At 75.0% G+C, this 23,453-nt stretch carries 19 protein-coding genes; 7 read left to right on the forward strand and 12 right to left on the reverse strand.

The genetic code is table 11. The features are described 5' to 3' along the window. Nucleotides 1-344: 344 nt before the first annotated feature. Complete coding sequence (locus tag ACH4PY_RS11715) at nt 345-794, forward strand: PTS glucose transporter subunit IIA (RefSeq protein ID WP_398179383.1); 450 nt, start codon at nt 345-347, stop codon at nt 792-794. A gap of 12 nt (nt 795-806) precedes the next feature. Further along, nucleotides 807-2,477 carry a phosphoenolpyruvate--protein phosphotransferase gene (ptsP, locus tag ACH4PY_RS11720; RefSeq protein ID WP_398179386.1) on the forward strand — a complete coding sequence of 557 codons (1,671 nt, stop codon included), beginning with the start codon at nt 807-809 and terminating at the stop codon, nt 2,475-2,477. A 101-nt stretch (nt 2,478-2,578) separates the two neighbouring features. On the opposite strand, the gene ACH4PY_RS11725 is transcribed toward ptsP, so the two are convergent. Both ACH4PY_RS11725 and ACH4PY_RS11730 read right to left on the reverse strand, forming a co-directional pair. Next, on the reverse strand, nt 2,579-3,646 hold the full coding sequence (locus tag ACH4PY_RS11725) for a hypothetical protein (protein WP_398179389.1): 1,068 nt from the start codon (nt 3,644-3,646) through the stop codon (nt 2,579-2,581). Next, a complete protein-coding gene (locus ACH4PY_RS11730) occupies nt 3,636-4,964 on the reverse strand; it encodes an MFS transporter (protein ID WP_398179392.1) in 1,329 nt (442 codons plus the stop codon). The genes ACH4PY_RS11725 and ACH4PY_RS11730 overlap by 11 nt, the downstream gene beginning before the upstream one ends. A gap of 80 nt (nt 4,965-5,044) precedes the next feature. On the opposite strand from ACH4PY_RS11730, the gene ACH4PY_RS11735 reads away from it, so the two are divergent. Then, nucleotides 5,045-6,373, forward strand: a complete 1,329-nt coding sequence (locus tag ACH4PY_RS11735) for an aminotransferase class I/II-fold pyridoxal phosphate-dependent enzyme (protein ID WP_398179395.1) — start codon at nt 5,045-5,047, stop codon at nt 6,371-6,373. A 23-nt stretch (nt 6,374-6,396) separates the two neighbouring features. Here ACH4PY_RS11735 and ACH4PY_RS11740 read toward each other — a convergent pair whose 3' ends face one another. Further along, nucleotides 6,397-8,418 (reverse strand): acetoacetate--CoA ligase, encoded by a 2,022-nt coding sequence (locus tag ACH4PY_RS11740; protein ID WP_398179397.1) that lies wholly within the window; start codon nt 8,416-8,418, stop codon nt 6,397-6,399. 180 nt (nt 8,419-8,598) lie between these two features. On the opposite strand from ACH4PY_RS11740, the gene ACH4PY_RS11745 reads away from it, so the two are divergent. Then, nucleotides 8,599-10,992: a glycoside hydrolase family 31 protein gene (locus tag ACH4PY_RS11745; RefSeq protein ID WP_398179400.1), complete on the forward strand. Its 2,394-nt coding sequence runs from the start codon at nt 8,599-8,601 to the stop codon at nt 10,990-10,992. Here the strand turns inward: ACH4PY_RS11745 and ACH4PY_RS11750 are convergent. Next, nucleotides 10,959-11,513 (reverse strand): NUDIX domain-containing protein, encoded by a 555-nt coding sequence (locus ACH4PY_RS11750; RefSeq protein WP_398179402.1) that lies wholly within the window; start codon nt 11,511-11,513, stop codon nt 10,959-10,961. The two genes, ACH4PY_RS11745 and ACH4PY_RS11750, sit on opposite strands and share 34 nt — an antisense overlap. Before the next feature lie 58 nt (nt 11,514-11,571). Here ACH4PY_RS11750 and ACH4PY_RS11755 point away from each other — a divergent pair, with 58 nt between their 5' ends. After that, a complete protein-coding gene (locus ACH4PY_RS11755) occupies nt 11,572-12,378 on the forward strand; it encodes a M15 family metallopeptidase (protein WP_398179405.1) in 807 nt (268 codons plus the stop codon). Here the strand turns inward: ACH4PY_RS11755 and ACH4PY_RS11760 are convergent. The 4 genes from ACH4PY_RS11760 to ACH4PY_RS11775 form a co-directional block, all read right to left on the reverse strand. Continuing rightward, nucleotides 12,303-13,640, reverse strand: a complete 1,338-nt coding sequence (locus tag ACH4PY_RS11760; RefSeq protein WP_398179408.1) for an adenylosuccinate synthetase — start codon at nt 13,638-13,640, stop codon at nt 12,303-12,305. The genes ACH4PY_RS11755 and ACH4PY_RS11760 overlap by 76 nt on opposite strands. Further along, nucleotides 13,637-14,551 (reverse strand): hypothetical protein, encoded by a 915-nt coding sequence (locus ACH4PY_RS11765; RefSeq protein WP_398179411.1) that lies wholly within the window; start codon nt 14,549-14,551, stop codon nt 13,637-13,639. Before ACH4PY_RS11765 ends, ACH4PY_RS11760 begins: the two co-directional genes overlap by 4 nt. Nucleotides 14,552-14,650: 99 nt before the next feature. Next, nucleotides 14,651-15,541, reverse strand: coding sequence for a molecular chaperone DnaJ (locus ACH4PY_RS11770; protein ID WP_398180796.1), 891 nt, complete (start codon nt 15,539-15,541; stop codon nt 14,651-14,653). Then, entirely contained in the window at nt 15,541-16,449 is a 909-nt protein-coding gene (locus ACH4PY_RS11775) for an NUDIX domain-containing protein (protein ID WP_398179414.1), read from the reverse strand. The genes ACH4PY_RS11770 and ACH4PY_RS11775 overlap by 1 nt, the downstream gene beginning before the upstream one ends. Before the next feature lie 289 nt (nt 16,450-16,738). Here ACH4PY_RS11775 and glpK point away from each other — a divergent pair, with 289 nt between their 5' ends. Beyond that, nucleotides 16,739-18,370 carry a glycerol kinase GlpK gene (gene glpK, locus ACH4PY_RS11780; protein WP_398179417.1) on the forward strand — a complete coding sequence of 544 codons (1,632 nt, stop codon included), beginning with the start codon at nt 16,739-16,741 and terminating at the stop codon, nt 18,368-18,370. Nucleotides 18,371-18,426: 56 nt separating this feature from the next. On the opposite strand, the gene ACH4PY_RS11785 is transcribed toward glpK, so the two are convergent. The 4 genes from ACH4PY_RS11785 to ACH4PY_RS11800 form a co-directional block, all read right to left on the reverse strand. Then, nucleotides 18,427-19,032, reverse strand: coding sequence for a GTP-binding protein (locus tag ACH4PY_RS11785; RefSeq protein ID WP_398179420.1), 606 nt, complete (start codon nt 19,030-19,032; stop codon nt 18,427-18,429). Nucleotides 19,033-19,196: 164 nt separating this feature from the next. Beyond that, nucleotides 19,197-19,619 (reverse strand): DUF742 domain-containing protein, encoded by a 423-nt coding sequence (locus ACH4PY_RS11790; RefSeq protein WP_398179423.1) that lies wholly within the window; start codon nt 19,617-19,619, stop codon nt 19,197-19,199. Between the two features lie 86 nt (nt 19,620-19,705). Continuing rightward, complete coding sequence (locus tag ACH4PY_RS11795) at nt 19,706-20,122, reverse strand: roadblock/LC7 domain-containing protein (protein ID WP_398179426.1); 417 nt, start codon at nt 20,120-20,122, stop codon at nt 19,706-19,708. Next, complete coding sequence (locus ACH4PY_RS11800; protein ID WP_398179429.1) at nt 20,119-22,869, reverse strand: nitrate- and nitrite sensing domain-containing protein; 2,751 nt, start codon at nt 22,867-22,869, stop codon at nt 20,119-20,121. Before ACH4PY_RS11800 ends, ACH4PY_RS11795 begins: the two co-directional genes overlap by 4 nt. Before the next feature lie 173 nt (nt 22,870-23,042). Between ACH4PY_RS11800 and ACH4PY_RS11805 the strand changes: the two genes are divergently transcribed. Further along, the gene (locus tag ACH4PY_RS11805) at nt 23,043-23,453 is read left to right on the forward strand and encodes a hypothetical protein (RefSeq protein WP_398179432.1); all 411 of its coding nucleotides are present in this window, start codon (nt 23,043-23,045) and stop codon (nt 23,451-23,453) included.

Genomic DNA, 23,453 nt, shown 5'->3' on the forward strand with positions numbered 1-23,453 from the left:
CACGCTGTTGAGTTCTCAAGGAACGGAAGCTTCCTTCGAGACCGTTTCACCGGCCCCTCCGGGCTTTCCCTTCGTTGTGTTCCGACTCTATCAGAAGATTTTCCGTCGGAATTACCACCCGTTTTCCGAGCACACACGTTTCCGTGGGTTCTCGTCCAAGCGGTCGTGCCAACCTACTGGACGGCTCTGCACGGAGCAAATCGGGGGTAGGGATCCGGACGGGCGTGCGGACGGTACGCCTCAGGCGGAATCACCACTTGGCATGACTTAGGCTGCTGTGGCGGCTGGCCGTCCGGTGACAGGCAGTGACGGCTCTTGATACTCCGCGTCTAGGAGGCTTCCTCATGACGACCGTTTCGTCTCCCCTCGCCGGCCGGGCCATCGGGCTCGCGGCTGTGCCGGACCCCGTGTTCTCCGGAGCGATGGTGGGTCCCGGCACGGCGATCGACCCGGTGCGCGAGCCCGGTGAGGCGGTGGCTCCGGTGGACGGCGTGATCGTCTCCCTGCACCCGCACGCCTTTGTCGTGGTGGACGACGAGGGGCACGGGGTGCTGACCCATCTTGGCATCGACACCGTCCAGCTCAACGGTGAGGGTTTTGAACTGCTCGTGGCCAAGGGCGACACCGTTGCCCGCGGTGACGCGGTGGTGCGCTGGGACCCGGCGGGTGTGGAGGCGGCGGGCAAGTCGCCGATCTGCCCGGTGGTCGCGCTGGAGGCCACCGCGGACGCGCTGGCCGGGCTGGTCGAGGCCGCGGACGTGGCCGCGGGCGACACCCTTTTCAGCTGGAAGTAGGGGACACGACCGATGGAGACGACTCTTCAGGGTGTCGGCGTCAGCCACGGTGTGGCGATCGGCGAGGTGCGGCACATGGGCACCGCGGTGCTGGAGCCGCCGGCCAAGCAGATCGCGTCCGGGGAAACAGCGCGTGAGCAGGGACGGGCGCGGCAGGCCGTCGAGGCGGTCGCCGCGGATCTGAAGGCCCGCGGCAATCTGGCCGGCGGTGAGGCGCAGGCGGTGCTGGAGGCGCAGGCGCTGATGGCGCTCGACCCCGAGCTGCTGGCGGACGTGGAGCGCCGGGTCGCGGTGGGCAGTACGGCCGAGCGTGCCGTCTACGACGCCTTCGCTTCCTACCGGGCGCTGCTGGCGAACGCCGGGGAGTACCTCGCGGGCCGGGTCGCCGACCTGGACGACGTGCGCAACCGGATCGTGGCCCGGCTGCTGGGTGTGCCGATGCCGGGCGTGCCGGACAGCGACGAGCCGTACGTGCTCATCGCGCGGGATCTGGCGCCGGCGGACACCGCGCTGCTGGACCCGGCGCTGGTGCTGGGTTTCGTGACCGAGGAGGGTGGGCCGACCAGCCACAGTGCCATTCTGGCGCGGGCGCTGGGTGTGCCGGCGGTCGTGGCGCTGCCGGGTGCGGGCGAGCTGGCCGAGGGAACGGTCATCGCGGTGGACGGCAGCACCGGTGAGGTGTTCGTCGAGCCGAGCGCGGAGAAGGTGGCCGCGCTGACCGCCGCGGCGGAGGAGCGCAAGGCCGCGCTCGCGGCGGCGTCCGGTCCGGGTGCCACGTCGGACGGGCACAAGGTGCCGCTGCTGGCGAACGTGGGCGGGCCCGCCGATGTGCCGGCGGCGCTGGCGGCGGGTGCGGAGGGCGTGGGGCTCTTCCGTACCGAGTTCCTCTTCCTCGACGACTCGGCGCAGGCGCCGTCGGAGGAGAAGCAGGTCGAGGCCTACCGGCAGGTGCTGGAGGCGTTCCCGGGCGGCCGGGTCGTGGTGCGGGTGCTGGACGCGGGCGCCGACAAGCCGCTGGACTTCCTGACGCCGGCGGACGAGCCGAACCCGGCGCTGGGCGTGCGCGGTCTGCGGTCGCTGCTGGACCACCCGGAGGTGCTGCGCGGGCAGTTGCGTGCGCTGGCGACGGCCGCGGCCGGGCTTCCGGTGTATCTGGAGGTCATGGCGCCGATGGTGGCGGACCGCCAGGACGCCAGGGCGTTCGCGGACGCGTGCCGGGAGGCGGGGCTGGCGGCGAAGTTCGGTGCGATGGTGGAGATCCCGTCGGCCGCGCTGCGGGCCAGGTCGGTGCTGCAGGAGGTGGAGTTCCTGTCGCTGGGGACGAACGACCTGGCGCAGTACACCTTCGCCGCGGACCGGCAGGTCGGCGCGGTGGCGCGGTTGCAGGACCCGTGGCAGCCGGCGCTGCTGGACCTGGTGGCGCTGGCCGCGGAGGCGGCCAAGGCCGAGGGGAAGAGCTGCGGTGTGTGCGGTGAGGCCGCGGCCGATCCGCTGCTGGCGTGCGTGCTGACGGGTCTGGGTGTCACCAGCCTCTCGATGGGTGCGGCGTCGATTCCGTACGTGCGGGCGACGCTGGCGAAGTACACGCTGGCGCAGTGCGAGCGTGCGGCGGCCGCTGCACGGGCGACCGACAGTGCCGACGAGGCGCGCCGGGCCGTACAGGCGGTGCTGTCCGGCGAGTAGCCGGGGTCTCCCCGCGCGGTGGCGTGCGGGGTGGCCGTGGAAGGGCGCTTCACCTGCGGGTGGGGCGCCCTTCCTGCTGTGCGGCGGGTGCGCGGGCGGGGTCAGCCGTGGTGGGGTGCGGTGCCGGGCGGCGGGGGTGGGAGGTCGAGGCCCGCGCGGTAGCGGACTCCGGGTTCGGGCGGGAGGAGGTCGCCGGTCTCGGGATCGGTGCAGTAGGCGTCGAAGACCTCGGCCTCGGTGAGCGGGTGGGGGCCGTCGCGGTGCAGGGACCAGCCGCGCACGGTGTCGGTGCCGCGGCTGTCGGTGGTGCGCAGGACGAGGCCGCCGGGGCGGGTGGTGAGGCGGGCGGCGGCCATGACGGTGCACAGTGTGGTGGTCTCGGTGTCGTCCAGTTCGATGGCGCCGTCCGGCGCGGTGCTGACCTGGGCGGCGGCGACCAGGGGCGGTCCGGCGTCGGGGGGCAGGCTGGCCACGAGGTGGTGCCGGCCGGGGCCCGCGGCGGCGAGCAGGCGCAGCACGGTGTGGGCGGCGAGGTCGAAGGCGCAGTGGGCGAAGAGTTCGCCGCAGTCGGGGCACTGGCCGGCGGCGGCGAGCAGGTCGGCGGCGCTGTCGCGGGTGGCGCGCAGGTCCGCCGTGCGGGCGAGGCAGGCGCGCAGCCGGCGCAGTGGCTGGCGGGTGTAGGGGACGGCGGGTCCGGTGGTGCCGACCTCCGCGGTGTAGCGGACGCGGGCTTCGGGGGTGTCCGGTGGCCTACGGGTGTCGGCGCAGTGGTCGGCGAACCGCTCGGGGTCGAAGAGGGTGACGGTGACGCTGGTGCCCTGGGAGTGCAGGGAGCGGAGCAGGGCGTCGACCTGTCGCAGGTACGTCCCGTAGTCGGTGAAGGGGAAGGTGCGGTAGCCGGTCATGGTGGTGAAGTCGTGCTCGTCGAGGAGCAGTCCGACCACGGTGGGGGCTTCGCGGCGCAGGGCCCGGCGGTGGTCGGTGCGGCCGGGTGGGCGGCGCCGTGCCCTGCTCCGTACCGATTTACGGGTGCGTGGGCGGTGGTCGGCGCCGCCCCTGGTGCGGCGCGCGCCGGCTTCGGCGGTGGTGGTCCGGGTGCTGGCCTGCGTGTGGCCGGTGTTCTGCACGGCTCCCCCTGTGAGCGGATCGGTGTGATCTCTACTGCTCACCGACTGTAACGGGAGCCACTGACAACGTGACCGTCTCCGGTGTCCGCGGGGCGCGGGCGAGGCGGCGCAGGACGATGCGGCGCTGGAGGAGCGCGGCGGCCGCGAGGACCGCGCCGAAGCCGATCCAGCCCAGGGGTCCGCCCGCGATGACCACGGAGGTGACGAGCAGCGGCCCGACGCAGCGGGCGGCGGACTGCGCGAGGCCGTACACGCCGACGTAGGCGCCCTGGGCCTCGTCCGGTGCGAGGCAGACGGACAGCTCCCAGCCGACCGCGGACTGGACCATCTCCACGACGGTGAAGGCGACGGCGGAGGCCAGCACGGCGGCGGTCGCGGCCCACCGGTCGTGCACCACGGCGGCGGCGGTGACCAGGCCGGACAGCAGCAGCCAGGCGGCCACCGGGCGCAGCGAGTCCGCGGCGACGCGGGCGGTGGTCGCGAAGCGGGACATCCGGACCTGGAGGAGGACGACGATGACGGTGTTGATGACGAAGACGCTGGCGGCCAGGCCGTGCGGGGCGTCGGTGCGGGTGAGGATCCACAGCGGCAGGCCGACGGTGAGGGCCACGCCGTGCAGGAACATCGCGGCGTCCAGGACGGCGTAGCCGAGGTAGCCCGCGTCCCGCCAGGGGCTCGCGGCGGCGGGTGGGGCGGTGGGGGCCGCGGGGCCCGCCGTCGCGGAGGAGGTGACGGTCCTGGTGGCGGAGGGCGGTTCGGCGCAGCGGGCGACGAGCAGGGCGACGACGACGAAGGAGAGGGCGTCGCCGAGGAGCAGCAGGCGGTAGACGACGGTGGTGCCGGCGGCCAGGGCGGCGGAGGCGGCCAGGCCGCCGACGGTGTAGCCGACGTTGACGACGGTGCGCTGGACGGCCTGGTAGCGGGCGCGGTCCTGGCCTGCGACGCGGGCGGCGAAGAGCTTGGTGAGGACGGAGGCGGAGCGTTCGCCGAAGCTGCCGAGCGCGACGAGCGGCAGCAGCTGCCAGAAGCCGTGGGCGACCAGCATGGCCAGGCCGGAGGCGGCGCGCAGCAGTTGGACGGCGAGCAGGACGCGGGTGAGCGGGAGCCGGTCGGCGAGGCGTCCGGCGAGCGGGGCGCCGGCGATGCCCGCGACGCCGCCGAGGCCGAGGAGCAGGCCGGTGCTGCGGGTGTCGAGGCCCGCGACGACGACGAAGTACAGCGCGGTGACGGAGTACCAGAGGCCGGAGCCGGTCTTGTCGACGAGGTTGATCCACAGCATCCGGCGGCCGTCGGGGCCGCCGGGTATCTGCGGGAACTTCAGTGCCTTCGCTGCCCGCTGCACGATCGGTGCCCCCTGCACGGCGTCACGTCCTTCACCCGGTGGCGCGGGCCGGTTCCCGACCCTTGCCAACTCTTTTGTATTGGTACATACTTCAGCTTGTGGCAACACAATATGCGATCGAGGGTGGTACGGCCAGGGAGATTTCCGCGTCCGCCGAACGGGCCGTCGCCGAGGGCCGGTTGCGCCCCGGCGAGTCGCTGCCCCCGGTGCGGGCGCTGGCGGCGACGCTCGGGGTGAGCCCCGGCACGGTGGCGACGGCGTACAGGGAACTGCGCGGCCGGGGCGTCGTCGTGACCCGGGGGCGCGGCGGCACGGTGGTGGCGCCCGCGGCCGCCGCCCCCTCGCGGCGGCCGCCGCAGGTGCCGGAGGGCCTGCGCAACCTCGCGGGCGGGCACCCCGACCCGGCCTTCCTGCCGGAGCTGGTGCCGCCGGGCCGGCTCACGCCCTACGCCCGGTCGCACCGCCGCTCGCCGCGGTTGCCGGAGCTGGAGGAGCTGGCCCGCGCGTGGTTCCGCCGGGACGGGGTGCCGGACGAGCACGTGACCTTCGCGCACGGCGCGCTCGACGCCATCGCGCGGCTGCTGTCGGTGGAGCTGCGGCCGGGCGACGCGGTGGCGGTGGAGGACCCGGGCTTCCACCACCTGCTGGACCTGGTCCAGACACTGGGGCTGCGGACCCTCGCGGTGCCGGTCGACGACGAGGGGATGCGGCCGGAGGGGCTGCGGGCCGCGCTGCGGGGCGGCGCGCGGGCCGTGGTGACCTTCCCGCGGGCCCAGATCCCGTACGGTTCGCGGGTGTCCCGGGCGCGCCGCGAGGAGCTGCTGGAGGTGCTCGCCGGTGCCCCCGAGGTGCTGGTCGTCGAGGACGACGGGACGGCGCGGGTGGCCGGCGGCCCGCTGTGGTCGCTGACGACGGCGGGCGAGCGGGGACCGGCCCGCTGGGCGCAGGTGCGGACCGTCTCCAAGTCGCTGGGCCCGGACCTGCGGTGGACGCCGATGGCCTGCGACGCCACCACCCTCGCCCGGCACGACGCGCGGCTGCTGGTGACGTCGGGCTGGATCAGCCACGTCCTCCAGGAGACGGCGCTGCGGCTCCTGGCGGATCCGGCCACGGACGCGCTGATGGCCGCGGCGACGGCGGCGTACGACGAGCGGCGCGAGGCGCTGATCGGCGCGCTGGCCGCGTACGGCGTCGAGGCGCACGGGCGCAGCGGGCTGAACGTCTGGGTGCCGGTACGCGACGAGTCGGCGGTGGTCAACGGGCTGCGGTCGCGCGGCTGGTGGGTGGCGGCCGGTGCCCGCTTCCGGATCGCGGCGGGACCCGGCGTGCGGATCACCACCGCGGAGCTGGCACCGGCCGAGGCGCTGCGGCTGGCCGCCGACTTCGCGGCGTCGCTCACGGACACGCCGGGCCCCTACGGGGACTGACGCCCGGGCGGGGCGAAAGGGCCCTACTCCCCCCGTCCGGCGGCGCGTTCGGCGCCGAGCCGCTCGAAGAAGCGCAGCACCGCCAGGTCGTCGACGGAGCCCGGGTTGACGGCGCGGTCCAGCGGGGTGCCCTGGAGCAGCCGTTTGACCGGCACCTCGATGCGCTTGCCGGTGAGGGTGTGCGGCACGCCGGGCACCTCGATGACCTCGTCCGGCACATGGCGCGGGGAGAGCTGGGAGCGCAGCGCGCCGGCGATCCGGTCGCGCAGTGCGTCGTCCAGTTCCGCCCCGTCGGCGAGCCGGACGAACAGCGGCATCCAGTAGCCGCCGTCCGGTTCCTCGATGCCGATGACCAGGGATTCGGCGATCTCCGGGAGCCGCTCGACGACCTCGTAGATGTCGGCCGACCCCATCCGTACGCCCTGCCGGTTGAGCGTGGAGTCGGAGCGGCCGTGGATGACGACCGTGCCGCGCGAGGTGCGGGTGATCCAGTCGCCGTGCCGCCACACGCCGGGGTACATCGCGAAGTAGCTGTCGTGGTAGCGGCTGCCGTCGGGGTCGTTCCAGAAGCGGACCGGCATGGACGGCAGGGGGTTGGTGACGACCAGCTCACCGACCTCGTCGACGACCGGCTCACCGTCGGCGTTCCACGCCTCCAGGCCGGTGGCCAGGCACGGCGCCTGGAGTTCACCGACGTGGACGGGCAGCGTCGGCACACCGCCGGCGAAGCAGCTGCACACGTCCGTGCCGCCGCTGACGGAGGCGATCCACAGGTCCTCGGCGACCTCGTCGTGCAGCCAGCGGAAGCCGTCGGGGGGCAGCGGCGAGCCGGTGGTGGCCACGCAGCTCACCCGTGACAGGTCGAAGTCGCGCCCGGGGTGCACACCGGCCTTGCGGCAGGCGACGACGTAGGCGGCGGAGGTGCCGAAGACGGTGGTGCCGGTCTGCTCGGCGATGCGCCACTGCGCCTCGACCGAGGGATACCCGGGGCTGCCGTCGTAGAGGACGACCGTGGCTCCGGCCAGCAGGCCCGACACCAGGAAGTTCCACATCATCCAGCCGGTGGAGGTGTACCAGAAGAAGCGGTCGTCGGGTCCGAGGTCGAGGTGCAGCCCGGTCTGCTTGAGGTGTTCGAGCAGGATGCCGCCCTGGGACTGGACGATCGCCTTGGGCAGGCCCGTGGTGCCCGAGCTGTACAGCACCCACAGCGGGTGCTCGAACGGCACCTGCTCGTAGACCGGTGCGGGGTCGTCGGCGACCAGGTCGCGCCATTCCAGGGCCCCTTCGGGCGCCGGGGTGCCCAGCAGCGGGATGTGCACGGTCGCACGCAGCGTGGGCAGGCCCTGCCGGGTCTCGGCGACGACGGCGGTGCGGTCGTGCTCCTTGCCGCCGTAGCGGTAGCCGTCGACGGCGAACAGCACAACCGGCTCGACCTGCTGGAAGCGGTCCAGGACGCTGCGGGAGCCGAAGTCCGGCGCGCACGAGGTCCACACGCCGCCGACCGCCGCGGTGGCCAGCAGCGCGACGGCCGCCTGCGGGATGTTGGGCAGGTAGCCGCTGACCCGGTCGCCGGGGCGGACGCCGAGCCGGCGCAGCGCCGCGGCGAGCGAGGCGACCTGCTGGGACAGCTCGGCCCAGCTGAGGATGCCGGTCTCCATGCGCTCGTCGACGTGCACGACGGCGGGCAGGTCGCGGCGCGCGGCGTCCAGGGCGGGACGCAGCGCGTGCTCGGCGTAGTTGACGGTCGCGCCGGGGAACCAGCGGGCCCCGGGCATCGCGTCGTCGGCGAGCACCTGCTCGTAGGGGGAGCCGAAGCGCACGTCGTACCACTCGGTGAGGGCCTGCCAGAAGGTCCGGCTCTCGCGCACCGACCAGGCGTGCAGGGCGGCGTAGCTGCCCTGCGGGTCGTCGGGGCGTACGGCGGGGGCGCCGTGCCGCTCGTGGGCCCAGTTCTGGAAACGGGTCACCTGCGCGCGGACGACGCGCTCGGGACCCGGGGTCCAGAGGGCCTCGGGGGCGCGGTCGGCTTCGGCGGGGCTGGTCATGGGCGGCTCCAGGACGGTGCACAGCACGGCTGGTCAGGACGATGCCATGCCGGCGGCCGGATCGCCAGGGCGGCCACCCACAGGGTGCGGGCCCCCGGTGTGGCGTCCGCCACCGCACCCGAAGGTGAACACCGGCTGAACGGGCGGCGTGTCGTGCGAAGGCAGTGAAAAGCTGGGGCCATGGATGCACGGGACCTGCTGCGGTCGGTACGGATGGCGGGTTCCGCCCAGGGACGGCGCACGGTGGCCGCGGCGTGGCGGCGGGACCGCGCCGACGCCAGGGACCTGCCGCGGTACGGCGCCGAGCGGGCGAGGGTGCCCGGGGCCGTGGTGCGGGCCGAGCCGATGCCGGGCGGCGGCACCGTGCACTTCGCCCGGTCCGTGCTGCGGGTGCGCGTCGCGGCGGGCGGCGCGGTCTTCTGCGGCTGGGACGGCGCCGCGCCCCAGCCGTCGTACGCGCTCGCGGGCGCGACCAAGTGGGGCCCGGCGCCCGGCCTCACGGACGGCGGCTGCCCGGAGGCCGACCCGCGGGCGCTGCTGGAACCCGACCAGGACGGCTGGCGGGTGGTGTCGGAGCGGATGACGGTACGGGTGTCCGCGCACGGCGCGGTGGAATTCCGCACCCCCGGCGGACGGCTGCTGCGGCGGGAACTGCCGCCGCGCTGGTGGGATCCGGCGGGCGCGGCGGAGGGCACCCGCGGGGGGCGCTGGGTGCAGCGCTCGGAGACCCCGGCCGACGCGCGGGTGTACGGGCTGGGCGGCCGGGCCGCGGGGCCGCGGCTGCCGGCGGGCACCTACCGGCTGTGGAACACCGACCCGGGCGGCTCGTTCGAGCCGGGCGACGACCCGCTGTACATCACCATGCCCGTGCAGCTGCTGGTCTCCGACGCGGGCTGCCACCTGGTCTTCCACGACAACACATGGGACGGCCGGGTCACGCTGCGGGACGGCGAGGAGGGCGCGGGCTCCGGGCACGACCGGCACGGCGGCTGCGAGCTGCGGATGGACGGCGGCCCGCTGCGCTACTGGGTCGTCGCCGGTACGCCGACCCGGGTACTGGCCGGATGGACCGCGCTGACCGGGCGGCCGGCGCTGCCGCCGCGCTGGGCGCTGGGACACCAGCACGCCCGCTGGGGCTTCGGCAGCGAGCAGGAGGTGCGCCGGGTCGCGGCGGGCTACCGCGAGCACGGGCTGCCGCTGTCGGCGCTGCACCTGGACATCGACCACCTCGACGGCCACCGGATCTTCACCGTGGACCGCGCGAACTTCCCCGACCTGCCGGGCCTCGCCCGGGACCTGGGCGACCAGGGGGTGCGGCTGGTGTCGATCGTCGACCCGGCGGTCAAGCGCGAGCCCGGCCTGGAGGCGTACGACGGCGGACGCGCGGTGGACGCGTTCGTGCGCGACGCGCGCGGGCGCGAGGTGCGGGGGGTGGTGTGGCCGGGCGAGGCGGTCTTCCCCGACTTCACCGACCCGGCGGTGCGCGCGTGGTGGGGCGGGCTGTACGCCGAGCGGCTCGGGCAGGGTTTCGCCGGGGTCTGGCACGACATGAACGAGCCGGTGTCCTTCGCCGCGTTCGGCGAGCCCACGCTGCCGCGCTCGGCCCGGCACGCGCTGGAGGGCGCGGGCGGCGACCACCGCGAGGCGCACAACGTGTACGGCCTGGCGATGGCCGCGGCGGGCTACCAGGGCCTGCGCGAACTGCGCCCGGAGCAGCGGCCCTTCCTCTTCTCGCGGTCCGGCTGGGCGGGCATGCAGCGCTACGGCGGCACCTGGTCGGGGGACGTGGCGACGGGCTGGGAGGGGCTGCGCGCCTCGCTCGCGCTGGTGCTGGGGCTGGGCCTGTGCGGGGTGCCGTACTCGGGTCCCGACGTGGGGGGCTTCACCGGTTTCCCGTCGCCCGAGCTGTATCTGCGGTGGTTCCAGCTGGGCGCCTACCTGCCGTTCTTCCGCACCCACTCGGCGATCGACGCGGGGCGCCGCGAGCCGTGGGAGTTCGGGCCCGAGGTGTTGGAGCACGCCAGGGCCGCGCTGGCGGAGCGGACCAGGCTGCTGCCGTACCTGGACACCCTCGCGCACGTCGCGCACCGCACGGGTGCCCCGTACGTGCGCCCGCTGTGGTGGAACTCCCCGGGCGACCGGGCGCTGCGGGACTGCGGCGACGCCTTCCTGCTGGGTGACTCGCTGCTGGTGGCGCCGGTGCTGGAGCCGGGGGTGACGATGCGTTCGGTACGGCTGCCGCGCGGGCTGTGGTACGACACCGCGACCGGCGAGGCGCACCGCGGGCGGACCCGGGTGCGGCTCGCGGCGCCGCCCGGCCGGATCCCGGTGCTGGCCAGGGCCGGGGCGGTGCTGCCGGTCGCGGGCGAGGGCGGGGCCGTGGAGCTGGAGGCGTGGGCGCCGCGCCGGGACCGCACCGGCGGCGGGGTGCTGTTCACCGGTGACCCGGACGGCTGGCGGCGGCCGCGCACGGAGCGCTTCGTGTCGCGGTGGGCGGACGGCGCCGTGGTGGTGGAGCGGGACGGCGGCGAGGAGCCCGGCTACACCGTGCGGGTGCGCGGCGCGGGGTCGTAGCCGCCGTCGAACCAGCGGCGGGCGGCCAGGGTGTGCAGCGGGAAGCCCAGTTCCCGCGGGGCGCGCAGCAGGTGGTGGCCGTCGGTCTCGTCGGTGGGCGCGGACGGTGGCAGGTCGGCGGCGGGGCGCTCCGGCAGCAGTCCGAAGAGCAGCAGGTAGCCGCCGGGCGCGTCGGTGAGGGCGTCGGCGAGGCGGACGTCGGCGGGGTCGGCGGCGATGCCGGTCTCCTCGGCCAGTTCCCGGGTGACGGCGTGCTGCCAGCTCTCGCCGTGGTCGATGAAGCCGCCGGGCAGGGCGAGTTCGCCGCGCCGGGGCTCGATGGTGCGGCGGATGACGACGAGGGCGGTGCCGGCGCTGTCGCGGACGGGCAGCAGGGCGACGGCGACCGGCAGCGGGTTGCGGTAGGCGACGGTGCCGCACACCGGGCAGCGGCGCGGCCAGGCCGCCCCGGCGGGGTAGGGCGCCCCGCACGCGGAGCAGTGGGAGTTGCGCACCGCAGGCGCGGCAGGGGTCGCGGACACGCCGGGACTGTATCCGATCGTCTGTCGCGGCGGGTGCCATCCCTGGTATCCCAGGGGGATGCCGAAACTCACGACTTTACTGCGGGCACTCGTTCTGCCTCTCGCCACACTGGCCGCGGTCACCGTCACCTCCGCGGCCCCGGCGCAGGCGCATCCGGAGCCCAAGGCGCCCGCGCAGTTCGTCGCGCTGCGGGACGTGGATCCGACGATCATCCAGGAGATGCGGTACATCACCCCGCACAACTTCACCGGCGCCCCCGTCGACGGCTACCGCAAGCCGATGTGCATCCTCACCCGGCCCGCCGCCGAGGGGCTGCACCGGGTGCAGCAGGGGCTGCTGCGGCGCGGCTACTCGCTCAAGGTCTACGACTGCTACCGCCCGCAGCGGGCCGTGGACGACTTCGTGGCGTGGGCGGCGGACCTGGACGCCACGCAGATGAAGGCGGAGTTCTACCCGCAGGTGGACAAGACCCGGCTGTTCGCGGACGGTTACATCGCCGCGAAATCCGGGCACAGCCGCGGCAGCACCATGGACCTGACGGTGGTGCCGCTGCCCGCGCTGCCGACCCGTCCCTACCGGCCCGGTGAGCCGCTGACGCCCTGCTACGGGCCGAAGGCGGAGCGCTTCCCCGACAACTCGCTGGACATGGGCACCGGCTTCGACTGCTTCGACACCCTCGCGCACACCCTCGACCCGCGGGTGACCGGGGTGCAGCACGCCAACCGGATGCTGCTGATGGACGCGATGCAGGCGCAGGGCTTCACCAACCTGCCTGAGGAGTGGTGGCACTACACGCTCAACTCCGAGCCCTTCCCCGACACGTACTTCGACTTCCCCGTCGACCGCAGGTCCCTGACGTCCTGACGGCTCGGTCCGAAGGACTCCAGCACCACGGGCGCCCCGAGCAGCGATCCGATCGCCGCGCTCCAGCGGGCCGGTTCGCCGCCCGGGGTGTCCCACAGCGCGGGCGCGGCGCGCAGCAGCCGCGCCGTCAGCGCCGCCTGCCGCTCCAGGTCGCCGGGGGGACCGGCGGGCAGGCGCTCGACCAGCTCGCCGTCGATGCCGTAGGCGCGGCAGATCCGCAGGGACGGGAAGCGGGCGGGGGCGTCCAGGTGGGTCACGGCGAGCGCGTCCACTCCCCCGCAGACCTCGACGGCGTAGCGCAGCGCGACCGCGTCGAAGTGCCCGCTGCGGAAGGGGCCCTGCCAGCGGCCGTCGCCGTTGTGCGGCTCGGGCAGCAGCCCGGTCAGCTCGGGGTCCTCGGTGACCAGCGGGCCGGGACCGTGCCGGGTGGTGTAGGTGCGCACCACGCCGAGCCGCAGCCCCTCCCCCGCCGCCCCGGCCTCGGCCAGCAGCGTCTCGGCGTTGCCGAAGGTCGTCGTCGACCAGGTGGTGTACGGGTGGAAGCCGTGCCACTCGTCGAGGAGGACGCCCTGGGCGCCCTCGAAGACCAGCGGCCCGCGCCGCGCCAGGCCGGCCAGCGCGCCGCTGTCGGTGAGGGTGACGGCGCGCGCGAAGGCCGCGTAGGCCTCGGCGCACGCCTCGACGGGCGGTGCGGGCAGCGGGCCGAGCTCGTCGGCGAGCCGGTCGCGCAGCAGCCGCAGCCGGCGCAGCAACCGGGGGCGGGAGGCGCAGTCGCCCGCGGTCGGCGCGTCGCCGGGGTGGGCGAGCGCGTAGCGGGCGGTCTCCCCCACGCCCATGCCGCACGAGCCGTGCCGGTCCGCGCCGCGAGCCTGCTCGCGCAGCCGGTTCGCGGCGGCGTGGTAGGGCGTGGCCAGCGGCGCGGCGCGGTCGACGGAGAGCAGCGCGTACGGGTCGGGCAGGCCGAGTGCGCGCAGGTGGTCGGCCTCGGCGGCGAGCGCGAGCGGGTCGACGGCGGTGAAGCGGGACAGGTGGGTGGGCACCCCGTGCAGGGCGCCCGAGCCGAACTGGGCGAAGGTGTGGTGGCGGCCGTCGGGGGTGACGACGTTGTGGGCGGCCTGCGCGCCGCCGTTGAAGCGGACGACGGCGGCGACACCGCCGCCGCGGCAGAGCCGGTCGACGGTGGCGCCCTTGCCCGCGTCCCCGAAGCCGAGGTCCACCACGAGGGTGTGGGGGCGTCCGCCGGGGACGCGGGCGGTGCTCATCGCCGGTCCGACAGGGCGCGGGCGACCGAGCCGACGGCGTCCGAGCCCAGCTCGGTGAGATCGGCGAGGCCGGTGGCCAGGTCGATGGCCTCCTCGCCGAGTCCCACGGTCAGCGCGATGGTCTCGCACACCGCGTCCAGGTCGTCCAGCTCGATGACGTTCTGGCCGAGCAGGCGGCGCCACAGGGTCAGTACGTCGGCGTCGCCAGCGTGCGAGGCGCCCGCGGGGAGGATGTAGAAGACGTGGAACTTCCGCTTGAGTTCGGCCAGCACGTCCTGGACCGGGATGTCCTGCGGGATCGTCTCGCCGAGCACCGCCTTGACCTCACGGGCCTTGACCTTGCCGTAGGGCATCTCGTCGCCGATGAGGAAGAGGTAGCCGCGGCGGCCGCGCTTCTCGTGGCAGTCCAGGGCGGTGTGCCGGGCCATGGCGTACAGGGCCAGCTCGTAGGACTCGGTCATCTGGCCGCCGCCCCCGCCCTCCAGCAGGATGTTGCCGAGGTCGTCGTCCATCCGGTTGTCGGACTCGAACTGGCCGATCTGCAGCGGCACCCGGTCGCAGGTGGCGTCGCCGACCGCGCCGAAGAGGATCTGCGGGTCGGGGGTGTAGCCCTTGCGCAGCAGCAGCCCGAAGAGGTCGGGGAGCTTGGTCTGCAGGGTGCGCGGCACCCCGCCCATGGAGCCGGTGACGTCGAAGAGGACGGCGATGGCGAGCGAGGTGGGGTGCTCGTCGGAGTCGCGGCTCTCCCGCACGGTCAGGCCGTGCGGGTCGAGCGACTGGTGGGCGCGCCAGGTGTCGCGCGGCGAGCGGCGCCGCACGGAGTCGCTGTAGGCGAAGGCGCCGGTGCCGGAGGCGGCACGGTAGCGCTCGGCGGCGTCGTAGACATCGGTGGACCAGCGTCCGCTGCCCATGGTTTTCCCCCTGGGTGTGCTGTGGTGTGGTGTGCGGTGACGGGGCCCGCTCCCGGTGGCCGGGAGGGGCGTGGTGCCCGCGCGGTGCGTGGCGTACGGTCAGGCCGCCGGTGCGGGCGGCATCGTGAACGGCCGGAAGGCGCGCGGGCCGTAGAGGCGTTCCAGCAGGTCGTCGAGTTCGGCGAGCAGCGCCCAGGCGTCCTGCGGGCGGCGGTGCTGCTCGGGCAGGGTGCAGCCGCGCAGGAAGGCGCGCAGCGGTGCGGGGGCCAGGCCGCCCATGAGGCCGGCGACGCAGGCGGATGCGAGGTGCAGGTCGGTGGCCGCGGTCGCGGGCCGGTGGGCGGACGCCTCCGGCGGGTAGCCGGCGGCGTGCCGGAAGATCAGGACGGGCAGGTCGGTGCCGGCCGCGGTGGCGTAGCACCAGTCGACGAGCACGACGCCGTGCCGGGCGGGGTGGATCAGGACGTGTTCGGGGAAGACCGCGCCGTGCACCAGCCCGGCGCGGTGTGCCCAGCCGAGTCCGGCCAGCAGCCGCCGCCACATCCAGGCGGCGTCCCGCGGGTCGAGCCCGCCGGGGTGCGCGGCGGCGACCTCGGCGAGGGTGTGGAAGCCGTCGAGCGGGGCGAGGGCGTTGACCCGGCGCGGGCGGCCGTCCTCGCCGGGCTGCTCGAAGCTCTCGATCAGGGCGGGGGCGTAGGCCCGGTGGCGTTCCTCGCCGACCCGGTGCAGCCGGGCCAGTACGTCGGCCTCGTGCGCCAGCAGGTCGTTGTCACGGGGGTGCCGGGCGGTCTTCAGGACGGCGGTGCGGTGCTCGCCGCCGTCCTCGTAGCGGGCCGTGCGCAGGGTGGCGAGGTCGCCCTCGGCCAGCAGCGGCCCGGGGGTGTAGGTGTGCCGCGGGGCGCGGCCGGTGGCCGGGGGCAGGAGGTCGAGGGCGTCGGGAGCGCCGGGGGTGAGGTCGAAGTCGGCGCCGGAGGCGGCGTCCGGGCCCATCACGGGGTGACCCCGGTGTCGGCGCCGGGGCGCAGCAGCGCCGGGTGCAGCAGCCGGGCGTCCCCGGCGCGGTAGAGCCGGGCCCGGGGGCCGCCGCGGCTGCCGGGCCGGGCGGCGGTCTCGCCGGTGGGCTCGACGAAGCCGGGGACGGACAGGACCTTGCGGTGGAAGTTGCCGGCGTGCAGCGGGGCGCCCCACACCGTCTCGTAGACGGCGCGCAGCTCGGAGACGGTGAACGTCTCGCCGAGGAACGCGGTGGCCAGCGGGGTGTACTCGATCTTGGCGCGGGCGCGTTCCAGGCCGTCGGCGAGGATCGTCGCGTGGTCGAAGGCGAGCCCGGCGCCGGGCGCGGGGGCCTCCTCGGACGGGACGGGTCGGCGGCCGGTACCACCCCCGTAGGTTCCGGACCGCCGACCCTGCTCGAAGGGACGCGCACGCACCGTGTCCGGTTGCTCCGCGGCCGCGATTGCCTGCGCGATCGCCTCGACCGGCAGCCAGCCCGCGCCCGCCGCGTCGCCGCCGGGCCGTGCGTCCGGCAGGCCCGGGGCGAAGGCGAGGTAGGCGACCGAGACGACGTGCATCCGCGGATCCCGCGACGGGCTGCCGTACGACCCGAGCTGTTCGAGGTGGACGCGGCCGAGCGCCGTGGCGTCCAGGCCGGTCTCCTCGGCCAGTTCGCGGGCCGCCGCCTCGTCCAGCGACTCGCGGCCGGCCCGGACGAAGCCGCCGGGCAGCGCCCAGCGGCCCGCGAAGGGCGGTTCGCCGCGCTGCACGGCGAGCACCTCCAGGCGGCCCGCGCGCAGGGTCAGGGCCACCACGTCCACGGTGACCGCGACGGGGTCGAAGGCGCGCGGGTCGTACGCGGCGAGGAAGCCGTGCTCGGACTGCGTGCCGTCCGTCTCCGCCATGGCCACCGCCCCCTTCCGCCGCCGTCCGGTGTTGTTCTCAGAGTGAGTCTTTCTCGCTCCGAGAAGAACGTACCACCCGGCGCCGTCACCGTCCACGCGGTTTCCGCCCCGACCGCCGGGCCGCACTCCCGTGCCGGATTCCCGCGCCGTACGACCGCTTGACGCTCCGTCACCCCCGGGCAACACTTCCGGCAGCGCGACGCGGGACGGCGTGGGGGGTTCGCGCACGCCGCGGATCCGCGCGCCCTCCGCCGGCCGGGCCGGCATCCACCGGGCAAGGGAGCGCGACATGAGCGGCACCGTCCCCACCCAGGCAGCCACCCCGCCGGCACCGCGCCGGGCACCGCGCCCCGCCGCCGCTCGGCGCGTCCGGGCGGCCCGGCCCGAGGCCTACGTGGCCGCGGTCGACCAGGGCACCACCTCCACCCGCTGCCTCATCTTCGACGCCGCCGGCCAGGTGGTCGCCGCCGACCGGCGCGAACACCGGCAGATCCTGCCCCGGCCCGGCTGGGTCGAGCACGACGCCACCGAGATCTGGGCGAAGGTGCAGGCCGTCGCCACGGGGGCGCTCGCCAGGGCGGGGCTGCGGCCCGACCAGCTCACCGCGCTCGGCATCGCCAACCAGCGCGAGACGGTCGTGCTGTGGGACCGCGCGACCGGCCGCCCCGTGCACAACGCGGTGGTCTGGACGGACACCCGCACCGCCGCGCTGTGCGCCGAACTCGGCGGCACCTACGGGCAGGACCGCTTCCGCGAGACCACCGGACTGCCGCTCGCCCCCTACTTCTCCGGGCCCAAGATCGCCTGGCTGCTGGAGCGCGTACCGGGCCTGCGGCGCCGCGCGGAACACGGCGAGATCGCCTTCGGCACCATCGACTCCTGGCTCGTCTGGAACCTCACCGGCGGCCCCCGCGGCGGGGTCCACGTCACCGACGTCACCAACGCCGCCCGCACGCTGCTGATGGACCTCAACACCCTGGACTGGGACCCGGCGATCCTGGCCGCGATGGACATCCCCGAGGCCGTCCTGCCGCGGATCCGCCCCTCCGCCGAGGTCTACGGCACCGCCACCGGGCGGCTCGCCGGGGTCCCGGTGGCCGCCGCGCTCGGCGACCAGCAGGCCGCGCTCTTCGGGCAGACCTGCTTCGACCTCGGCGAGGCCAAGAACACCTACGGCCCCGGCAGCTTCCTGCTGCTCAACACCGGCGACCGGCCCGTGCCGTCGGCGAGCGGGCTGCTCACCACGGTCGCCCACCAGCTCGGCGGCGAGCGCCCGGTGTACTGCCTGGAGGGCTCCATCGCGGTCACCGGCGCCCTCGTGGAGTGGCTGCGCGACCGGCTCGGGCTGATCCGCTCCGTCGACGAGATCGAGCCGCTCGCCGCGAGCGTCCCGGACAACGGCGGCGCCTACGTCGTCCCCGCCTTCTCCGGCCTCTTCGCGCCCTACTGGCGCTCCGACGCACGCGGGGTGATCACCGGTCTGACCGCGTACGTGACGCGCGCGCACCTGGCGCGGGCCGTGCTGGAGGCCACCAGCTGGCAGACCCGCGAGGTGGTCGACGCGATGCAGCACGACAGCGGGGTGCGGATCGCGGCGCTGCGCGCCGACGGCGGGATGACCGGCAACGGGCTGCTGATGCAGCACCAGGCCGACGTGCTGGGCGTGCCGGTCATCCGCCCCGTGGTCCGCGAGACCACCGGCCTGGGCGCCGCCTATGCCGCGGGCCTGGCGACGGGCGTGTGGGACGGCCCGGACGAACTGCGGGCGCACTGGCGGGAGGACGCCCGGTGGGAACCCGCGATGGGCGGGCCGGAGCGGACCCGGGAGTACGCACGCTGGAAGAAGGCCGTCCGGCGCAGCCTGGACTGGCTGGACGGCGACGAACCCGAGGTGCGGCCGCGCCGCCCAAGGGTCGGCTGAGCGCTCGGGGCGGGCCCGGCGGCGTCAGGGAGCGGGGGTGTCAGGTGACGTGGGCGTCAGGTGACGGCGGGCGCCCGGTGGGCGGAGGCGTGGGCCGCGGCGCGTTCCACGACGCTGACCAGCACCCGCTTGACCGACTCGCGCTCGCGCGCGTCGCACAGCACCACCGGCACCCCCGGCCCGAGGTCCAGCGCCTCGACGACGGCCTCCGGGCTGTGCAGCCGGACCCCGTCGAAGCAGTTGACGGCCACCGTGAAGGGGATGTCGCGGGTCTCGAAGTAGTCGACGGCGGCGAAGCAGTCCGGCAGCCGCCGGGTGTCGGCGAGCACGACCGCGCCCAGCGCGCCCTGCGCCAGCTCGTCCCACAGGAACCAGAAACGGTCCTGGCCGGGCGTGCCGAAGAGGTAGAGCACCAGGTCGTCGCGCAGCGTGATGCGGCCGAAGTCCATCGCGACGGTGGTGGTGCGCTTGGCCTCCACGCCGGTGAGGTCGTCGACCGGGCGGCCCGCCTCGGTCAGCAGTTCCTCCGTCCGCAGCGGCCTGATCTCGCTGACCGCGCCGACCAGCGTGGTCTTCCCGGCGCCGAAGCCGCCGGCGACGAGCAGTTTGAGGACGACCGGGTCCGGGGCGGACGGTCGGCGCTCGGCGTGGACGATGGCCATGGATCTCGTCTGCTTCTTCCTGCGGGGGGATGGGGATGCGGTGGGCAGCGGGGGGGATACGGCGGTGGGGCGCCGGTGGTGCCGCCGGCGGGAACCGGGGACGGAAACGGTAGCGGAAACCCGCCCGGCGCGGGACGGGTCGGAGCGGTCTGTGAGCGGTGGGGTCAGAGAGCCCGCAGGCCGTTGATGACGTCGCGCAGGATGCTCTCGTCGGGCAGTTCGGCGGGCGGCACCGGCGGACGCACCGTCACGTGGCCCGCGTCCATCAGGTCGCCGACGAGCACGCGGACGACGCCGACCGGCAGGTCGACCTCGGCGGCCAGCTCCGCGATCGAGGCGGGCTGGCTGTGGCAGAGCCGGACGATCTCCACCTGCTCGGGCGACAGCGAGCCGTCGTCCTCGGGGTCGGCGGGGCCGGGGCCGTCGTCGTCCGTGCCGCCGGACGCCCCGCCGGGCGCCGCGACGACCAGGGCGATCAGGTCCAGCTTCGCCTCGGCCGCGTGGCTGGTGCGCCCGCGGGTCATCGCGTAGGGCCGTACCACCGGCCCTGCCGCGTCGTCGTACCAGCGGTCCGATTCAGCCGTCATGTCACCGTGTCACCCCGCTCCCGCCGGTCGCCTCTCCCACGTCCCTCCGTCTGCCCGCCGTTCCCCGCCTCGTGCGGCCCGGCCGTTCAGCCGACCGCGCCGCCCTGCTGCCGCGGAGCGGTGCCCAGGTGCACGCCGACCCGCTTGACCAGCAGCGCCATCTCGTACGCCACCTGGCCGACGTCGGAGTCGGCGTCGGCGAGCACGGCCAGGCAGCTGCCGTCGCCCGCGGCGGTGACGAACAGGAAGGCCTCGTCGAGCTCGACGATGGTCTGCCGGACCTGCCCGGCGGCGAAGTGGCGTCCGACGCCCTTGGCGAGGCTGTGGAAGCCGGAGGCGACGGCCGCGAGGTGCTCCGAGTCCTCCCGGGACAGCCCGTCGGAGGCGCCGGTGGCCAGGCCGTCGCCGGAGAGCACCAGCGCCTTGCGGACGCTGGAGACCCGTGTCACCAGGTCGTCCAGCAGCCAGCTCAGCTCACGTGTCGGGCTCGATGGTGCGGTCATCGACCGTTCCCCTCAGGTGTCGTTCTGGTCGTTCTCGTTGCAGAAGCAGGTGCGGCCGGGTCGCCCGCGGCGGGCTCGTCGGGAGCGGTGTCCGGGTCCGTCCCGGGGTCGGGCGCCGGTCCGTCGCCGGGGGCGGCCTCGGCGGCCCGGCGGCCGCGCTGCCAGCCGCGCTGGATCGACGCCATCCGGGCGCGGACCTCGTCGGCGGAGCGCTCGGGGGTGCCGTCCCGCCCGGCGTCGCCGGTGCCGGCGTCGGGGCGCGGGGCGCCGCCACGCAACTGCGGGGCGAGGCTGGCCTGCCGGACCCTGCGGGGCAGAGCGCCGCCGGGGCCGTCCGCGGCCGCCTCCGGCTCCCCCGGCTCCTGCGGGGGCCCGGCTGCGGACGGCGGGGGCACGGCCGCGACGGGGCGCGGCTGCGCGGCGCCGTCGGCGGCCTCCTCCGGGTGACCTGCGGCGGCGGACTCGGCGGCGTCGTCCGCTGCGCCCTGGTCCGCCGCGGTCTCGTCGGACGGGTCGTCGGGCGACTTCCCGAGCGGGCGGCGGGCGCGGTCGGAGATCAGCACCGGGGTGCCGGTGCCGCGCGGGCGGCGCCGCGGCAGCGGCAGCGGGTCCGGGGCCCGGTCGGCACTGCCCGGCGGGAGTTCGGCCGGGTCGTCGAGGGCGTCCAGGCCCCGGCCGAAGGCCGCGGAGAGCCGCTCGTCCGGGTGGGCCACGTGCTCCTTGCGGTGCTCGCCGCCGATGTCGTCGACGCCCTCCAGGCCCCACTGGCGGAAGGTGTGCTCGGTGTCCCCGGCCGCGTCCAGCCCGGCGAGCCGGGGCGTACCGGGTACGGGGGTCGAACCGGTGTCCTCGGCGGTGTCGCTGAGCAGCGTGTCGGGGATCATCACCACGGCGGTGGTGCCGCCGTACGGGGACTGCCGCAGCGAGACGCGCACGCCGTGCCGCTGGGCGAGCCGGCTGACCACGAACAGCCCGAGCCGGTCGGTGTCGGACAGCTCGAACTCGGGTGTCTCGGCGAGCCGCAGGTTCGCTTCCAGCAGCGCGTCGGGCGTCAGGCCGAGACCGCGGTCGTCGATCTCCAGCACGAAACCGTTGGCGGCGGGCTCGCCGTGCAGCTTGACGGTGGTGTTGGGCGGCGAGAAGACGGCGGCGTTCTCGATGAGTTCGGCCAGCAGGTGGGTGAGGTCGGCGACGGCGGCGCCCGCTACGGCCAGCCGCGGCAGCCGGCGCATCTCGATCCGCTCGTAGTCCTCGACCTCGGCGATCGCGGCGCGCACCACGTCCATGAGCTGCACCGGCTTGCGCCACTGCCGGGAGGGCGCGGCGCCGGACAGGATGACCAGGCCCTCGGCGTGCCGGCGCATGCGGGTGGTCATGTGGTCGAGGCGGAAGAGGTCGGCGAGTTCCTCGCTGTCGTCGGTGCGGCGCTCCATCGCGTCCAGCAGCGTGAGCTGGCGGTGCAGCAGGACCTGGCTGCGGCGGGCGAGGTTGACGAAGACCTCGGAGACGCCGTTGCGCAGGTTGTTCTGCCGCACGGTGGCCTCGACGACGGCCCGCTGGAGGGTGTTGAGCGCCTTGCCGACCTGCCCGACCTCGTCGTCCGGGTACTCCAGCCGCGGGACCTCGGTCTCGACGTCGATCTGCTCGCCGGCCGCCAGCCGCCGCATGACCTGCGGCAGCCGGGTGCCGGACACCTCCTGCGCGTCGCGGCGCAGCCCGGTGAGGTCGCGGATGAGGCCGCGCCCGATGCGCACCGACACGAACAGCGTGGCGATCACGGCGACCAGTCCGATACCGCCGACGAAGACCGCCTCGACGATCGTGGTCGTCGCGACCGGCGGGTCGGTGTCGCCGAACCGGCTCTGCACGGCGTCGTCCAGCCGGTTCAGGTCGTCCATCGTGGTCGCCGCGACCGACGGCCAGGACTCGTGGGCCGCGACGATCGGGGCGTTGGCCACGCCCGCGGCGATGACCGCGTCCTCGGCGGCGCGCAACGTCTTGCCGTTGCCGTCGCGCCAGTAGGCGTCGTAGCCGGCGCGCTGGTCGTCGCCCAGCAGCCACAGGCTCGACTCGTAGTCGTCGCGCTGGCCGGCCACCGCGAAGGTGAAGGACTTCAGCTCGGCGGCGCTCATGTGCCCGGCGCTGATCGCCGCGGCCATCAGCGCGTCCTCCCGGCTGATCTGGTCGCGGGCCATGCTCAGCTGGATGGCCGCTTGGTGCTGCTCGTCGCGCCGGAAGTCGTTGTACGGGTTGAGCGACTGGAAGAGCTGGAAGGCCGGCGTGATCATGTCGTTGTACGCCGTGTAGACGTCGTTGCGGCTGATCTTGCCGTCGTCCGCGCGCTGCCGCAGCGAGGTGAGGCCCTCGACGTTGCCGAGGAAGGCGTCCAGCCGGTGCCGGGACTCCGCCGTCAGGTCGCCGCGCACCCCGGTGGTGCTGATGCGCGTGCGCATCTTCGCGATCGAGCTGTCGGTGATCTGCTGCTGCTTGGTGTAGCCGATCCTGGCCTGCGAATCCCGCGGGTTGGCCGCGTAGATCATCGCCGCCCGGCGCTCCTGCTGAAGGCTCTGGGTGGCGGCGATACCGGGATACCCGATGTCGTCGGCGACACGCTTGACGTCGGGCCGGTCGAGCAGCTCCCTGCCCGTCACCACGGCGGCGAACGCCCAGATGACGGTCAGCGACGCCAGCGGGATCAGCAGCAGCGCCACGATCTTCCGCCGGATCGTCGTACCGCGAAAGCTCATGGCCTCCCCAACGGTCTCCCCCGTGTGGGGGCGGTTCACGCGTCTCGCGCGTCCAAACGGCGTGAGCCTACTACCGCCCCAGAGGTAACTCGAAAGTATGTATGTGAGTTGGGCAGATCTGCGGCGAAACGTTCCCCGGAATGCACCGGGAGGTTTCGGGGCAGCCAATCCTCATGGACGTGCAACGGCGGAACGTCTGGGTCGAGGAACCCGCCCGGCGGCCACGGATGGCGGACCCGGTACGGGCCGCGGCGGTACGGGCGGTGCTGCTCAGCGCGGTCGCCCTGGTGCAGGGCATGATCGACGTACTGCTCGCCCTCGGACGCTCGTGGCTGTCCGCGCCGGTACTGCTCACCACGGTGCTGACGTCGGTGGTCGCGACATGGGCGGTGCTGGACGTGTGGGTGACCCGGCAGGTGTGGAACCAGCGCAACGGGGTGCTGTCCAGCCCCAGCAGCGCCGCCCGGACCCGGCGGGCCGAGCGGCGCAGAGCCCGCAGGGAGGGGCGTGCGGCCGCGTCGCCGCAGCCCACCGGCGCGGGAGGACGGCGGCGCCCGCATATACCCCGGCACCTCGGCGTATGA

The organism is Streptomyces sp. NPDC021224 (genome assembly GCF_044332905.1).
Taxonomy (GTDB): domain Bacteria; phylum Actinomycetota; class Actinomycetes; order Streptomycetales; family Streptomycetaceae; genus Actinacidiphila.